15 protein-coding genes are annotated in these 14,815 nt (G+C 71.7%); 6 read left to right on the forward strand and 9 right to left on the reverse strand.

The window, feature by feature from the left end; all coding sequences use genetic code 11:
* Positions 1-294 precede the first annotated feature (294 nt).
* The gene (locus DFJ67_RS08245; protein WP_116067331.1) at positions 295-1,140 is read right to left on the reverse strand and encodes a PSP1 domain-containing protein; all 846 of its coding nucleotides are present in this window, start codon (positions 1,138-1,140) and stop codon (positions 295-297) included.
* Positions 1,141-1,513: 373 nt separating this feature from the next.
* Here DFJ67_RS08245 and DFJ67_RS08250 point away from each other — a divergent pair, with 373 nt between their 5' ends.
* The gene (locus DFJ67_RS08250) at positions 1,514-1,792 is read left to right on the forward strand and encodes an SCO4225 family membrane protein (protein WP_116067332.1); all 279 of its coding nucleotides are present in this window, start codon (positions 1,514-1,516) and stop codon (positions 1,790-1,792) included.
* A 92-nt stretch (positions 1,793-1,884) separates the two neighbouring features.
* Here the strand turns inward: DFJ67_RS08250 and DFJ67_RS08255 are convergent, their stop codons facing one another.
* Positions 1,885-2,619, reverse strand: a complete 735-nt coding sequence (locus tag DFJ67_RS08255) for a helix-turn-helix transcriptional regulator (protein WP_116067333.1) — start codon at positions 2,617-2,619, stop codon at positions 1,885-1,887.
* Positions 2,620-2,717: 98 nt separating this feature from the next.
* Here DFJ67_RS08255 and folE point away from each other — a divergent pair, with 98 nt between their 5' ends.
* Complete coding sequence (gene folE, locus DFJ67_RS08260; protein WP_116067334.1) at positions 2,718-3,299, forward strand: GTP cyclohydrolase I FolE; 582 nt, start codon at positions 2,718-2,720, stop codon at positions 3,297-3,299.
* 10 nt (positions 3,300-3,309) lie between these two features.
* The gene (locus DFJ67_RS08265) at positions 3,310-4,545 is read left to right on the forward strand and encodes an NAD(P)/FAD-dependent oxidoreductase (RefSeq protein ID WP_116067335.1); all 1,236 of its coding nucleotides are present in this window, start codon (positions 3,310-3,312) and stop codon (positions 4,543-4,545) included.
* Here DFJ67_RS08265 and DFJ67_RS08270 read toward each other — a convergent pair.
* The 5 genes from DFJ67_RS08270 to tmk all read right to left on the reverse strand — a co-directional run bounded on the left by DFJ67_RS08270 (position 4,542) and on the right by tmk (position 9,349).
* Positions 4,542-5,177 (reverse strand): hypothetical protein, encoded by a 636-nt coding sequence (locus DFJ67_RS08270; RefSeq protein WP_116067336.1) that lies wholly within the window; start codon positions 5,175-5,177, stop codon positions 4,542-4,544. The two genes, DFJ67_RS08265 and DFJ67_RS08270, sit on opposite strands and share 4 nt — an antisense overlap.
* A gap of 79 nt (positions 5,178-5,256) precedes the next feature.
* Positions 5,257-5,559, reverse strand: a complete 303-nt coding sequence (locus tag DFJ67_RS08275) for a hypothetical protein (protein WP_116067337.1) — start codon at positions 5,557-5,559, stop codon at positions 5,257-5,259.
* The gene (locus DFJ67_RS08280; protein WP_116067338.1) at positions 5,556-5,882 is read right to left on the reverse strand and encodes a YbaB/EbfC family nucleoid-associated protein; all 327 of its coding nucleotides are present in this window, start codon (positions 5,880-5,882) and stop codon (positions 5,556-5,558) included. The genes DFJ67_RS08275 and DFJ67_RS08280 overlap by 4 nt, the downstream gene beginning before the upstream one ends.
* A gap of 118 nt (positions 5,883-6,000) precedes the next feature.
* A complete protein-coding gene (locus DFJ67_RS08285) occupies positions 6,001-7,185 on the reverse strand; it encodes a DNA polymerase III subunit delta' (RefSeq protein WP_116067339.1) in 1,185 nt (394 codons plus the stop codon).
* Positions 7,178-9,349: a dTMP kinase gene (tmk, locus tag DFJ67_RS08290; RefSeq protein WP_239097489.1), complete on the reverse strand. Its 2,172-nt coding sequence runs from the start codon at positions 9,347-9,349 to the stop codon at positions 7,178-7,180. Before tmk ends, DFJ67_RS08285 begins: the two co-directional genes overlap by 8 nt.
* A 333-nt stretch (positions 9,350-9,682) precedes the next feature.
* Between tmk and DFJ67_RS08295 the strand changes: the two genes are divergently transcribed.
* Positions 9,683-10,888 (forward strand): amino acid deaminase/aldolase, encoded by a 1,206-nt coding sequence (locus DFJ67_RS08295; RefSeq protein ID WP_116067340.1) that lies wholly within the window; start codon positions 9,683-9,685, stop codon positions 10,886-10,888.
* 9 nt (positions 10,889-10,897) lie between these two features.
* Here the strand turns inward: DFJ67_RS08295 and DFJ67_RS08300 are convergent, their stop codons facing one another.
* Positions 10,898-11,527: a TetR/AcrR family transcriptional regulator gene (locus DFJ67_RS08300; protein WP_116067341.1), complete on the reverse strand. Its 630-nt coding sequence runs from the start codon at positions 11,525-11,527 to the stop codon at positions 10,898-10,900.
* Positions 11,528-11,697: 170 nt separating this feature from the next.
* On the opposite strand from DFJ67_RS08300, the gene DFJ67_RS08305 reads away from it, so the two are divergent.
* Complete coding sequence (locus DFJ67_RS08305) at positions 11,698-13,011, forward strand: D-arabinono-1,4-lactone oxidase (protein ID WP_116067342.1); 1,314 nt, start codon at positions 11,698-11,700, stop codon at positions 13,009-13,011.
* Here the strand turns inward: DFJ67_RS08305 and DFJ67_RS08310 are convergent.
* The gene (locus tag DFJ67_RS08310) at positions 13,000-13,707 is read right to left on the reverse strand and encodes a PP2C family protein-serine/threonine phosphatase (protein WP_116067343.1); all 708 of its coding nucleotides are present in this window, start codon (positions 13,705-13,707) and stop codon (positions 13,000-13,002) included. The genes DFJ67_RS08305 and DFJ67_RS08310 overlap by 12 nt on opposite strands.
* 65 nt (positions 13,708-13,772) lie before the next feature.
* Here DFJ67_RS08310 and DFJ67_RS08315 point away from each other — a divergent pair, with 65 nt between their 5' ends.
* Positions 13,773-14,756 carry an AAA family ATPase gene (locus tag DFJ67_RS08315; RefSeq protein ID WP_116067344.1) on the forward strand — a complete coding sequence of 328 codons (984 nt, stop codon included), beginning with the start codon at positions 13,773-13,775 and terminating at the stop codon, positions 14,754-14,756.
* Positions 14,757-14,815: the final 59 nt, after the last annotated feature.

Below are 14,815 nucleotides of genomic sequence, written 5' to 3' on the forward strand. Positions count from 1 at the left end.
CGCAGGACAGAGACCGCGAACTGGCGGCCGCAAGCCAGAGACCGCGAACCGGCGGCCGCAAGACGGAAGCCGCGAACCGGCGGCCGCAAGGCGGAGCCGCGGGAGCCGCAGTCGCGGACCCGCGCGGTGGTCTAAGGCCTCGCCCAAGCGGCAGTCCCAAGGCCGCTGGCGCTCGCCGGCCACGCCGCGCGCGAGCCGCGAATCGCAGGTCGCGAGCCGCAAAGGCGCCTGCGTGCCAGCAGTCCCTCCGTCGCATCCGCTGCGGCGCGGCCTCGTGTGCCGGCTGGGACTCGGTCAGGCGTCGGCGCTGTTGTATTGGGCGTCGTGGGCCTTGCGGGGGCCGCAGACGCTGGCGCGGCTGCACGAGCAGCGGGAGCCGTCGGCGTCGAGGCGGACCACCACCGAGTCGCGGGGGACGCTGTGTGCGACCACCCGGCCGTCGCCCTCTGGAGTGGTGACCTTGGTGCCGACTGCGGGCGCGCTGGCCTGGAAGCTTTGGTACAAAGGATGTTCATATTTCAGGCAACACATGAGACGTCCGCATGCGCCCGAAATGCGCAGAGGGTTGAGTGGTAGGTCCTGGTCTTTCGCCATCCGGATCGTCACCGGCTCGAAGTCGGTGAGGAACGTCGCGCAGCACAGGTCGCGACCGCAGGAGCCGATGCCGCCCTGCACGCGGGCCGAGTCGCGGGCGGAGAGTTGGCGTAGCTCGACCCGGCAGTGCAGGGTCGCGCCCAAGTCGCGGACCAGCGACCGGAAGTCGACCCGGTGCGGCGCGGTGAAGTAGATCGTCGTGCGGGCGCTCGCTCCGGACGGGTCGAGCACGTGGTCGACGGCGACCACCTTCATCGGCAGGGCGTGTTCGCGGATCAGCTTCTTGGCCGCCGCCTTGGCCTCGGCCTTGCGCTTGCGCTGGGTCTCGTCACGCTGGAGGTCGACCTCGGTGGCCATGCCGGCCAGCTTGGGGAAGCCCGACGTGTCGTCGTCGACCCACTGCGCGGCCCAGACGCACTCCGCCACCTCGGGGCCGTCGTCCGTCGGGACGAGCACCCGGTCGCCGACCACGGGGGTCAGGTCGACCGGATCGAGGTAGTAGAGGCGGCCGTAACGGTTGAAGCTGACCGCGCACAGCATGCCCATGCCCGCCACCTTACGTCGCTAGGTGTGGCGTACACGACCGTGCGCCTTTCGGACGATTTGCATTGTCCGTACGAATGGGACACATCCCTGTGCCGCAACCCTCCATGCGGGTCGTCGTTGGCCGAGGTGCGTCAAGCTTCGGGGGTCGGCACACTCGGGTCGTGCCGACCCCCGATTCGTATCGATGTCGGTCGCCGGAAGGTTGAAAGCCGCATCGATCGCGGGACAAGTCCCGCCGGTTGGCGTTGAGTGATAACACCAAGCCTGCGGGGGGTGCAGGAAAGGGCCACGGCGTCGCTGCCGGAGCGGTTGCTCCCGAGCGCGACGCCGTCGCCGTGTCCGGGCCGTTGCACCCGCCGGGCACCATGCATTGATGACCAGCACCCCGGCATGGCGCGCCTGGCTCCGCTTCCCCATCGACAACTGGCCCAGCCGGATCTATCTGCTGCTGGTCGCAGCGGCAGTGGCGTTCGCCGCGGTCGACTCCGCGCTGACCAGCCCGGACGCCTCCTTCAGCGCGATCTACATGCTGATCCTGACCGCACCGATCTCGCTGCTGGCGGCGATCCCGCTGGTCGGGGTAGCGATAGGCGCCCTGGTCAACGCCACGGTCATCGGCGCCCTGGCCCACCTCGCCCGAGCCCGCCACTGACCTGCGACTGATCCTTCGCACCAGCCGCGCCGCCCCGCTCATCCCTCGGCCGCGGGCGGCTGGTCCTTCACGCAGCCCCGGCCGCGCGGCGGCTAGTCCTTCGCGCAGGCCTGGGCGTCGGTCGGCGAGTGGCCGCCGTCGGTGCGGAGTTCGACGCAGCAGTGCCCTGGGCGGGGCGCCAGCGCGGCGTCGACGCCGTTGGTTTCCAGGCCCGCGAGCAATCCGCCGAGGTAGGCGTGGTTGATCCCGCACACCAGCTCGGGTGAGCGGCTGGCCAGCGCGTGGAACGGGCAGTTGAGCAACCGGATCTCGGTCGGCGCGGTGCGGACTGGCTCGAAGCCGCGGCGCTCCAGCAGCGCCTCGGTCAAGGTCAGTGAGCGTTCCGGGCCGAGTCGCCCAGGGCGGAGGCGGGCGCGTTCGCCGGCGCCGAGTTGCTCGCCTCGCACGCGGGCGGCGCGCAGCGCGGCAGCTTGGCCGTCGTCTCCCGGCGCATGGGAGAGGACCGCGTCCAACAGGATCTCGGCGATCACGTCGGGGCGGCGCTCGGGGATGCTGACCTGGAGGTCGGCGTCGGCCGGCTCGTAGACCTTTGGCTTGCGGCCGACCTTCCGGACCCCGCCCGGGCTTTCCTCTCGGGCGCACAGCAGACCGGCGGCCACGAGTTTGTCGAGGTGGAACGCGGCGAGCTTGGTCGAGGTCCCCGCGTGGGCGGCCACTTCTTCGCGGGTGACCGGCCGGCGGGCGCGGCGGATGAAGCCGAACATCCGTCGGCGCTGCTCGTCGGCGAGCACCGCGAGGGCTTCGACGGGGCTGCCCGGGGCGGTCATCTATTCACAATAACGCAAACTTTTGTTGGCACAACTCCGTACACCCGCAGGCCCTTGACCTTTCTCGGAAATAAGTCCAATACTTGTTGGTGCATGAAATGACTTTGCAGCGAACCGCGGGCGACGGCGTCAACCTCGCCGCTGCCGAGCAGGCCGCCGGGCAGTTTCTGCGTGCGCTCGGCCTGCGCACCGACACCGAGAGCATGCGGGGGACGCCGGGGCGGATGGCGCGCGCCTACGCCGAGCTTTTCAGCCCGCGGCCGTTCGACCTGACCACGTTTCCCAACGACGAGGGCTACGACGAGCTGGTCCTGGCCCGCGCCATCCCGCTGCGCTCGGTCTGCGAGCACCACCTGCTGCCGTTCGTCGGCACCGCGCACGTCGGCTATCTGCCGGGGCAGCGGATTCTGGGCCTCTCGAAGCTCGCCCGCGTGGTCGAACACTTCGCCTGCCGGCCGCAGGTGCAGGAACGGCTCACCAAGCAGATCGCCGACTGGCTGCAGACCCAGCTCACCCCGAAGGGTGTCGGCGTCGTCATCGAGGCCGAGCACACCTGCATGACGCTGCGCGGCGTGCAAGCCACCGGCTCGACCACCATCACCTCGACCATGCTGGGGCTGCTCCGCGACGACCCGCGCTCCCGAAGCGAGTTCCTCGCGCTCACCCGTGTCGTCGGCTGAGAGGAAAACCATGACCAAGCACGACGCGTACGCGATCGTCGGAGCCGGCCTCGGTGGCGCCAAGGCCGCACAGACCCTGCGCGAGCAGGGCTTCACCGGGCCGGTGGTGCTGATCGGCGAGGAGCACGAACGCCCCTACGAGCGCCCGCCGCTGTCCAAGGGCTATCTGTCCGGCAAGGACGAGCGCGAGAAGATCTATGTCCACGATGCCGGGTGGTATGCGGAGCACGACGTCGACCTGCGGCTGAACACCCGGGTCATAGCGCTCGATCCCGGCGCGCACCAGCTCACGTTCGCCGACGGGAGCACGCTGGGCTACGCGAAGCTGTTGCTGACCACCGGATCCTCGCCGCGCCCGCTCACCGTGCCGGGTGCCGAGCTCGACGGGGTCCTTTATCTGCGGCGGGTGCAGCACAGCGATCGGCTCAAGGAAGCGTTCCGGCCCGGTGCTCGCATCGTCGTCATCGGCGCGGGCTGGATCGGCTTGGAGACGGCCGCCGCCGCCCGCGAGGCCGGAGCCGCCGTCACGGTGCTGGAGAGCGCGGAGCTGCCGCTGCTGCGGGTGCTCGGGCGCGAGGTGGCCCAGGTCTTCGCCGACCTCCACCTGCGCCACGGTGTCGACCTGCAGCCGAGCGTGCAGGTCGCCGAGATCAGCGGCGCAGCGGGCACTGTGGATGGTGTGCTGCTCGCCGACGGCACCCGGATCGATGCCGACACGGTGATCGTCGGGGTCGGCATCACGCCCAACGTCGGGCTCGCGGCGGCGGCCGGGTTGGCCGTCGACAATGGCATCGTCACCGACGAATACCTGCGCACCTCCGCGCCCGACGTCTACGCGGCGGGCGACGTGGCCAATGCCTTCCATCCGTTCCTCGACCGGCATATCCGCGTCGAGCACTGGGCCAACGCGCTCAACCAGCCGCAGACCGCGGCCCGGGCGATGCTGGGCCAGGACGCCAGCTACGACCGGCTGCCCTATTTCTTCACCGACCAATACGAGCTGGGCATGGAATACACCGGGTATGTCGAGCCCGATGGCTATGGCCAGGTCGTCTTCCGCGGCGACCCGGCCACCGGCGAGTTCATTGCGTTCTGGCTGGCCGGCGGCCGGGTCCTGGCCGGGATGAACGTCAACGTCTGGGACGTCACCAAGCCCATCCAGGAACTCATCCGCTCGCGCGCGCTCGTCGACCCGGCCCGGCTGGCGGACCCGAAGGTGCCGCTGGAGGCGTTGGTCGAGGGTTAGAAGCTCAGCCGGGTGATCCGCTCGTAGCTGGCCGGCGGCAACGCGGCCGGCCTCGGGTTGCCGGCGACCTGCCGCCGGTGCAGCAGGCTCTCGCCGTCGGTCACCGCTTCGTCGATCGCCGCCAGCACCCGGGTGGCGATCGCCGACGCGGACCGGGGCGCGTCGGCCAGGCCGAGCACGACCGAGACCGCCTCGGCCGAACCCAGCGCATCCGCCAGCACCGCCGCCAGTCGTGAACGCGTGCGGGCGATCCAGGCGGCGACCTCGTCGGCCAGCCGGGCGGTCGCCGCCAGCGCGTCGGCGGCGTCGCCGAGGTCACGGGCCAGCCGCTGGGCGTGTGCGGCGAACGCCTCGCCCGCCGGACCTTCCCAGGCCACCGGCGCGGCCAAAGCGGCCTGGGCGTCGGCATAGGGGCCGGCCCGCTCGCGCACGGTCGCGGCCGCCGCCGCAACTGGCGCCGCCGACAGCGTCGGCGTCAGTGCCGTCACCGCCTCGCCCGGCAAAGCCCGCACCCGGCGCAGCAGCATCCACACAGGATCGTCGCCCGCGGAACCGAACCGGGCCAGCACGTCATCGACCCGCGCGAGCAACTCACCCGCCGGCCCAGCGAGATGATCGAGCGCGTCAGCCATCACCCACCGCCCTCACGAGAGGACACCGGCGCGACCCGCGCCCGAACAGCGGGTCACCGCCGATCCCAAGCAGATGTGATCATGACTCGCCCGCCCGATTGGAGCGCTGGGCCGACGACCCTTCCACGCCCGAGTAAGCCTCACCCGCCGCGCGGAGGGTCGAGGCCGTCTCCGTCATGCGGCCCGCCAGAGCCGCAGCCGCCCGGGCGTGCTCAGCAAGCTCGCCTTGAAACCGCCCGTGCAACTCGCGGCCGAGCGCACCCAGCGCACCCGGCACCCCAGCGCCGAAGGCGGACGCGCCCGGATCCAGGCCGGCCAACCCGCCCAGCGAGGCCGCCGCCGAGTCGAGGCGCCCGGCCGTGCCCGAAAGCGGCGACGTCATGGCTCCTCCAACCGCGGATAGTCGGCGAACGTCTCGGCCCGCAGCTTCTCGCGGGCCCAGCGCGCCGCATCGGTCGCCGCCGCGATCGTCGTGGTCAATGAGACGGAGACGTCACGGTTGCCGCGCCCGCGCAGATCGCCCACCACCCGCACCTCCGTCACCTCCCCCGCCGCCGTCACGACCACCTCGACGAGACCGTCCGGCGAGCGGACCGTCACCTCGGTCGCCCGCACCGCCCGGTCGAACTCGTCGCGTAAGGAATCGATGCGGCGGTAGCGCGCAATCGCCTCTTCGACCCAGGCCTCGTCGATCTCTCGCGGCATTCGGCTCCCTCACCGACGGTGTCGCGACCACCACCACACGTCGTCCAGGCATCGAACCGTACCGCTGGATCACAGGCCGCGAAAGCCCGCCTGTGGATAACCGACCGCCTGTGGATATCTATTGCCAGAGGGAGAGCATCATCGCCTCGACGGCGATGCGGGGTTTGACGTTGGCGTCGATCGCCGTGCGGCATTCGAGCACCGCCTCCAGGCGACGGAGGGCGTCGTCGGGGCTCCACTTGCGGGCGGCGGCCTCGGCCAGCGACACCGCGTCGGTGTGCACCGGCGCCACCGGCGCCGACATGGTGCGGACCAGCACGTCGCGGTAGAAGCCGGCCAAGTCGACCAGTGCCCGGTCGAGCGCGTCGCGCTGTGCCCGGGTGGCCCGCGACTTCTGCCGCTTCTCCAGTTCTTTGAGCTGCCCGGCCGACCCGCGGGTGGCGCCGGCCGCGCCCCGGCCGGTGCCGCCGGCACCCAGCGCCGTCTCCAGCGCCGACCGCTCGTTGGTGTCCACCTCGGACACCGCCGACGCGGCCTCGGCCTCGGCCGACTCGATCAGCGCCGACGCCGCGTCGAAGCAGGCGCCGACCCCGGTCAACCGGCGCGGCACCGCGAGCACGGCCTCACGCCGGCGGCGGGCGTCGACGTCGCGGGCCAGCCGGCGGGCCCGGCCGACGTGCCCCTGTGCGGCGGCAGCGGCCCAGGCCGCCGTGTCGGGCTCGATTCCGTCGCGCGCGGTCAGGACCGATGCCACCGCTAAAGCCGGCGGCTGGCGCAACGTCACCACCCGGCAACGGGACCGGATCGTCACGGAGATGTCGTCGGGGTGCGTCGAGGGGGTGCAGAGCAGGAAGACCGTGCGCGGTGGCGGCTCTTCGATCGCCTTGAGCAACGCGTTGCCGGCCTGCTCGGTCAACCGGTCGGCGTCTTCGATCACCACGGCCTGCCAGCGCCCACCGGTCGGTGAACTGGCCGCCCGCAGCACGAGGGCGCGCATCTCGTTGACGCCGATCGACAACCCGTCGGGGGTGACCATCCGCACGTCGGCGTGGGTGCCACCGAGGGTGGTGTGACAGCCGGGGCACTCGCCGCAGCCGACGCCGGTCTTGCACTGCAGCGCCGCCGCGAAGGCCCGAGCCGCGACCGAGCGGCCGGAACCGGGCGGGCCGGTGAAGATCCACGCGTGCGTCATCGCCGAACCGGTGCCGGAGCCGTCGAGGATCGCGGCCGCACCCGCCGCCGCTCGGCGCAGGGTCTCGACCGCCTCCTCCTGGCCCACCAGGTCGGCGAAAACGTCAGCCACGTGGCTCCAACTCCCGATCCGGCGGCCCGCTGCGCTGGACGGCTGCCATCCGGGCGGAGGGCTTGCCGTCGCCAGAAGAGTCGTTTTCGTCCGAATCATCCGGCAGATCGCGCTTGGCCGCGTCGGCTATCGAGGCTATCTCCTGCTCGGAGAGTTCCGGCTCGGTCGTCGTGTCGGGTTGCTTGGCCGGCGACGGGTGCTCCGGGCCCGGGTCGCCGAGCATCGGGGTCACCCGGTCGAACACCGCGAGCGCGATCTCGTCGCTCGGCCGGGTGCCGTCGAGCACCAGGTAGCGGCGCGGGTCGCCGGCCGCCAGGTCGAGGAACGCGTAGCGGACCCGCTCGTGGAACGCCAGTGACTCGGTCTCGAGCCGGTCGTGTGCGCCGCGGGCCGCCGCGCGGGACAGCCCGATGGTCGGCTCGACGTCGAGCAACACGACCAGGTCGGGCTTGAGCCCGCCGGTGGCCCAGGACGAGAGCCAGGAAACCTCTTCGACCGGCAGGGTACGACCGGCGCCCTGATACGCCAGCGACGAGTCGACGTAGCGGTCGCTGATCACCACCGCACCGCGGGCCAGCCCCGGCCGCACGACGCTGGCCACGTGATCGGCGCGATCGGCCGCATAGAGCAGAGCCTCGGCCCGGGGTGACAGGTCGTCGTCGCCGTCGAGCACCATCGAGCGGATCCGGCGGCCGACCGCAGTGGCGCCCGGCTCGCGGGTGACCACGACGTCGCGCCCCTCCGCCCGCAGCGCGTCGGCGAGCGCCGCGACCTGGGTCGACTTGCCGCTGCCCTCGCCGCCCTCGAAGACCACGAAGACGCCGCGCCAGGCCGACGGCTCGGCCGGGGAGAGCGGCCGGCCGCGCATCGAGCCCCAGAGGTCGGCCAGCACGCCGACGCCGGGCTTGTCGTCCATCTGCTTGAACGCGCTGATCCCGGACAGGATGCCGGCGATGCCGGCGGCCAGCAGCAGCAATCGGGTCGACGAGATGGAGATGCCGAGCGAGGCGATGTCGAGCTTGCGCGAGCCACCGACGCCGACCAGCAGGCTGCTCAGTGCGATCGCGATCATCAGCACGATGCGGGTGCCGGTCTGCACGACCGCGAACACCCGGCCGCGCACCTCGTCGGCGACCTCGATGCCGAGCAGCGTGATGCCGGCCAGGAACGCCATGCCCGCACCGGCGCCGACCAGGATGCAGCCGACGATGGCCATGGACAGGTGGATAGAGGCAGCCAGCACGATCACGGACGCGGCGGCGAGCACGATGCTCATGCCGAACCAGCGCCGCCGGGACAGGTCTTTGATGATCGCCGGGCCGAGGCCGATGCCGACCGAGAGGCCGACGAAGAGGAACGCGAAGAGCAGGTAGAAGGCCGCGTCGCCGGCGTTGAGCGACTGGGTGAAGAACCGGGCGGTGCCGATCACCACGCCGCCGCCGGCGAACGCGCCGAAGATGCCCAGCACGAGGCCGCGGACCAGCGGCGAGTTGCCGATGAACTTCCAGCCGTCGATGAACTGCCGGACCATGCTGGTGTTGACCCGGTCGGCGGCCGCGGTGCGCCCGCTGATCTCTTTGATCCCGTAGAACACGACGATCGCGGTCGCCAGCCGGGAGAACGAGTTGAACCAGAGGGCGAGTTGGGCCGGCTCGGCCCAGTTGGACGGCTCGCTGCCGCCGGTGATGCCGCGCACGCTGGCGTCCAGCGCCGACAGGGCGACGGCGGCGAGCACCGGCGTCAACCCGTACGTCGTGATCAGGGTCAGTTGGTTGGAGACCTCGAGGCGGGACTTGGGGATCAGGTTGGGTACCGCGGCTTCCTTCGCCGGGATCCAGATCAGCGTGATCGCCTCGATGATGAAGGTGGCGATCGCCGCCCAGCCGACGACGATGCCGCCGGAGAAGCCGAGGAGGGCGACCAGCGGGATCGACGCGAACAGCAGGAACCGCAGGATGTCGCAGATGACCATCGTGTAGCGGCGGTCGAACCGGTCGGCGAGCACGCCCGCGACGGGGCCGAGCAGCAGCGCCGGCAGCAGCCGGACGGCGATCACGCCACCGAACGCGAGGCCCTTCGCGGTGTCGCCGCTGACCTGCGCGGACGCGAAGATGGAAGTGGCCAGCAGGCCGAGCCAGTCACCGAACGACGCGACACCGAGCACGAGCCAGAGGCGTCGGAAGGGCCGGATCCGGAGCACCGCGCGCAGCGCGCCGACGCCGGACAGGTCGACCTGCTGGGCGCGGTTGGTGGTGGCGGGCCCCTCGGGCCGGGTGCTTTCGGCGGGCCGATCCAGCTCTTCGCCGCTGACGTTCGTGTCGATGGCCGTACCTCCGCGTGACGGCCCATCGCTGGGCTCCCCCGCACACACTCTAGCGGCGCGGACGTTCTGCTTAACCCCGACATTCCCCTGACCGGACCAGGTCAGAACCACCCCTACGGGGTGTTCGTACGTGAGGGTGTTTCGGATTCCACAGCGACCCGATACCGTTCAGCTGTGCCCGCAAAAACCACCGAAAACCCCCAAAGGGCGAGACTCGACCGCGCTACGGCCGCGCTCGACCCGCCGTTCGCGGTCGTCGATCTCGCCGCGTTCGACGCCAACGCCGACGCGCTGGTCGCCCGCGCCGCCGGCAAGCCCTTGCGGGTAGCGAGCAAGTCGGTGCGCTGCCGCGCGTTGCTGACCCGGGTGCTGGCCCGTCCGGGCTGGTCAGGGGTGCTCGCCTTCACCCTCGCCGAGGCTAACTGGCTGGTCCGGACCGGGGTGACAAACGACGCGGTAGTCGCATATCCGACGGCCGACCGCGCCGCCCTGCGCGACCTCGCGGGCGACGAGGGGCTGCGCGCCGGCGTCACCCTGATGGTCGACAGCGCCGAGCAGCTCGACTTCATCGAGTCGGTCACCGGCGCGACGGACATCCGGCTCTGCCTCGACCTCGACGCCTCCTACCGGCTCGCCGGCGGCCGCGTCCACCTCGGTGTGTTCCGTTCACCGGTGCACGCACCCGACCACGCCCGCGCGCTGGCCGAGACGATCGCGAAGCGCGCCGGCTTCCGGTTGACGGGCATCATGTCGTACGAGGCTCAGATCGCCGGTCTCGGCGACGCACCACCCGGCCGCCGCGCCCGCGGCCTCGCGATCCGCGCGCTACAGAGCCGGTCCTACAAGGAACTGCTCGAACGCCGCGGCAAAGCGGTGGCCGCGGTCCGCGAGGTCGCCGAGTTGGAGTTCGTCAACGGCGGCGGCACCGGCAGCGTGCGACTCACCGGCGAAGACCCGTCGGTCACCGAGATCACCGCCGGCTCCGGGCTCTACGGCCCGACGTTGTTCGACGCCTACCGGGCCTGGCGCCCGAGCCCGGCCGCGTTCTTCGCCCAGCCGGTGGTCCGCCGGCCCGGCCCGGGTCTGGTCACCGTGCTGGGCGGCGGCTGGATCGCCTCCGGCCCGGCCGAGCAGAGCCGGCAGCCCAGCCCCTGGCTGCCCGCCGGCCTCAAGCTGATCGGCACCGAGGGCGCCGGCGAGGTGCAGACCCCGCTGCGCGGCGCGGCCGCCGATTCACTGAAGGTCGGCGACCGGGTCTGGTTCCGTCACGCCAAGGCCGGCGAGCTGTGCGAGCACGTCAACGAGGTGCACCTGCTCGACGGAGACCAGGCGACGGCAGTGGCCCCCACCTACCGCGGTGAGGGCCACGCCTTCCTGTAATACAGAGAGCTAGACCGAGACGTGCCGGTGCAGGTATTCGCGGATGAGCGCTTTCGCTTCCGCCAGCACCTGCTCATCGCCCTCGGTGCGGCGGCGGAACGCGAGCTTGATCAGCGCGTCGGCCGCCTCGACGGCGATCTCCAGGGCGAACCGCAGGCGCGGTTCGTCGGCCACGTGGAACTGCTCGACAAGCAGCCGGGCGAGCTGCTCGGCGATGACCGCGTTGTTGTCGCGCTCCTCGTCGAGCAGGTGCACGTCGACGACGTCGCCGAAGTGCAGGGTCCGGAAGCCGGGCACGGTGCGGTGCATCTCGATGTATTCGTCGATGCCCGCGTCGACGCCTTCCCACCAGTCAGCGAACGTGCCGCTGCCGAAGCGGGTGGCCAGCCGCTCCAGGTAGGCCTCCATGTTGCGCAGGGTGAGCGCCTGCACGATGGCCCGCTTGTCGGGGAAGAACTGGTAGACGGAGCCGATCGCCACCTCGGCGCGCTCGGCGAGCAATGTGGTCGTCAGGCCCTCGTAGCCGACCTCGTCGACGATCTCGGCGCACGCATCGAGCATCCGCTGAACGCGGGCCACACTGCGGCCCTGCACCGGCACGCGGCGCAGGGGGCCCGTGGTGACGGCTGAAGTCGTCATGCCTCACCACATCCTTCCTCTTTCGGCCCCGCTGCGCGGGGGGAACGTTACTCGGCTCAACGAGCAACCCGGATGAGAGGTATTCAGCAGAAGGGCGGTATTTGCGCGGAGTATGGCCACCACGCTCTTACGTGCTGCCCCGGGATACTGATATGAAGGCTGTTCACATTATGGAGGGCGCCGTGAACGCGAGTCGAGCGACTGACTGGCGCAACTGGGCCGGCAACCAGCAGAGCGCCGCGCGGGTCGCCCGGCCGGGCAGCACCGACGAGCTGGCCGAGCTGATCAAGGGGTCGGCGGGCGAGCGGGTCAAGCCGGTGGGCTCGGGTCACTCCTTCACCGACATCGCCGTCACCGACGGGATCCGCCTCGACGTCACCAGCCTGGCCGGCCCGGTCGACGTCGACCGCGAGCAGCGCCGGGTGACCGTTCCGGCGGGGATGACCCTCGCGACCCTCAACGCCCTGCTCGCCACGCACGGCCTGGCGCTGCCCAACCTCGGCGACATCGACGCGCAGACGATCGCGGGCGCGATCTCCACCGGCACTCACGGCACCGGCGCGGCCTTCGGCTGCCTGTCGACGTTTGTCGCCGGCCTGACCCTGGTGACCGGGACCGGCGAGGTGTTGCGCTGCGACGCCGGCAGCAACCCCGAGGTGTTCGCCGCTGCCCGGGTCGGGCTCGGCGCGCTCGGCGTGCTCACCGAGGTCACCCTGCAGTGCGTCGACGCGTTCGTGCTGCGCGCGCATGAGCGCCCCGGGCGGCTGGCCGACGTGCTGTCCGGCTGGCCGGAGCTGGTCGCCGACAACGACCACTGCGACCTCTACTGGTTCCCCTACACCGACCGGGTCCAGGTCAAGACCAACAACCGGGTGGCCGCCGACGACAACCCGTTGCCCAGCTGGCGCGGCTGGCTCGACGACGACTTCCTCGCCAACACCGTGTTCGCCGGCGTCTGCCGGGTCGGTCGCGCGGTCCCGGCGGCGGTGGGCCCGATCAACGCGGTCTCCGCCCGGGCGCTCACCGAGCGGGTCTACACCGGACGGTCCGACGCGGTCTTCTGCACGCCGCGCCGGGTGCGGTTCACGGAGATGGAGTACGGCCTGCCCCGTGAGGCGTTCCCGACGATGCTGGGCGAACTGCCCCGGCTCATCGAACGGCTGCCGTTCAAGGTGCAGTTCCCGGTCGAGGTGCGGTTCACCGCGGCCGACGACATCCCGCTCTCGCACGGCTACGGCCGGGACTCCGTCTACGTCGCCGTGCACCAGTTCAAGGGCGCGCCCTACGAGCCCTACTTCCGGGCCGTCGAGAACCTGGCCCGCGACCTCGGTGGCCGGCCGCACTGGGGCAAGCTGCACTATCGCGACGCCGAGTCGCTGCGCCCGGTCTACCCGCTGTTCGACGAGTTCGTCGCGCTGCGCGACCGGCTCGACCCGCACCGGGTCTTCGCGAACGCGTACACGGAGAGGGTTCTAGGCAGTTAGCACGTCCGCCACGACCACCGTGACGTTGTCGAAGGTGCCGGCGGTCAGCGCGAGCGACACCAGTTCCCGGGCGCACGCCTCAAGATCAGAAATCTCCCGCAGGGTACGCCCGATGACCGCGTCTTCGACATAGTCGGAGAGCCCGTCGCTGCACAGCAGCACCCGGTCACCGGGTTCGACCGGCAGCAGGGCCGTCGCGGCCCGGTAGCTCTCGCCCTGCACCGCCTGGGTGATCACCGACCGCCGCGGGTGCCCGCGGGCCTCCTCGGCCGTCAGCGTGCCCTTGTCGACCAGCATCTGCACGAAGGTGTCGTCGCGGGTGAGCCGGACCACGTCGGGCGCGCCGGCGGCGAGCAGGTAGCCGCGCGAGTCACCGACGTGCAGCAGGCCGAGCCGGTCGCCGTGCAGCAGGCCGGCCGTCACCGTCGTGCCGGCGCCCTGCCCGTCGGTGGCGATCAGCGCGTTGGCCTGTTCGACCGCGGCCGCCAGCGCGAGGTCCGGATCCGGGTGGTCGGCGTCTTCCAGGCCGCGCAGCGAGTCGATCACGATCTCGCTGGCCATCTCGCCGGCCGGCATGCCGCCGACACCGTCGGCGATGACCACGAGGCGGCGACCCGCGAACGCGGCGTCCTCGTTGTTTGGCCGGACCGGACCGACGTCGGTCGCGGTCACAGCATGCAAGATCAAGCGGGGCATGGCTACGAGCATCTCAAACCCGTCGATCGCAGTCTCTACGCAGTATTTCGTAGGGTGTGTGCGTGATGCCGGTGACGCTGGTCGGTCGGGCGCGGGAGCGTGCCGAGCTGGCCGCTGCGTGGGCCGCGCTGACCAGCGGCTCCGCCGGCCCGCAGGTGGCGGTGCTGACCGGCGAGCCGGGCACCGGCAAGAGCGCCCTCGTCGCCGCCGTGCTCGGTGCGCTCGACCCCGCACCGGTGACAGTGCTGGCCGGCCAGGCCCGGATCCACTCGCCGGCACCCTACGACTGGCTGGCCGCCGTGCTCAGCGGCCGCGACACCCGCGGCCTGCCGGCACCGGCACCCGCGCTGGCGTGGCTGGCCCAGCACGACGCCGCCCCGGTCGAGCGGTTCGCGCCCGGCGCGCTGCTGCGGGTCGCCGCCCGGGTGGTCCGCTCGCTCGCCGGCGACGGCCCGGCCGTGCTGGTGGTCGAAGACCTGCACGCGCTCGACCCGGCCAGCCTCAACCTGATCGGCGAGCTGGCCGCAGCACCCGGCCTGCCCGCGTTGCTGCTGGTGACCAGCCGGCCCAGCGCCGACCCGCTGGTCGCGCGGACGCTGGCGCGGCTCACCGGCACCCCCGGGGCGGTCCGCCAGCATCTCGGCCCGCTCCGGCCGGCCGACGTCGCGGAGGTGCTGGCCCAGGTTTACCCGGGCCGGGAGATCCCGCCGGACGCCGCCGAGGCCGTCTGGACCCGCACCGGCGGCAACGCCTACCGGCTGACCGAGCTGATCGCGACCTGGCCGGCCGACGACCTGCCCCGGCTGGTGGAACCCGAGAGCGCGCCCGCGGAGCTGACCGCGCGCGAGGTCGAGGTGCTGGTCTGCCTGCGCGACGGGATGGCCAACAAGCAGATCGCCCGGGCGCTGGGCATCTCCGTGCGCACGGTCACCGTGCACGTCTCCAACCTGCTGCGCAAGACCGGCACCGCCTCGCGGACCGAGGCCGCGCTCTGGGCCGTCCGCCACAGTCCGGCGGCTCCGTCGTTGACCCCGCGTAGCCAGCCGTAAACCGTAGGGATCTGTCAAGGGTCGCGATCCATTGACCCCCGCCTACGCAGTCGGCAGGC

Origin of the sequence: Asanoa ferruginea (assembly GCF_003387075.1) — a bacterium.
Lineage (GTDB): Bacteria > Actinomycetota > Actinomycetes > Mycobacteriales > Micromonosporaceae > Asanoa > Asanoa ferruginea.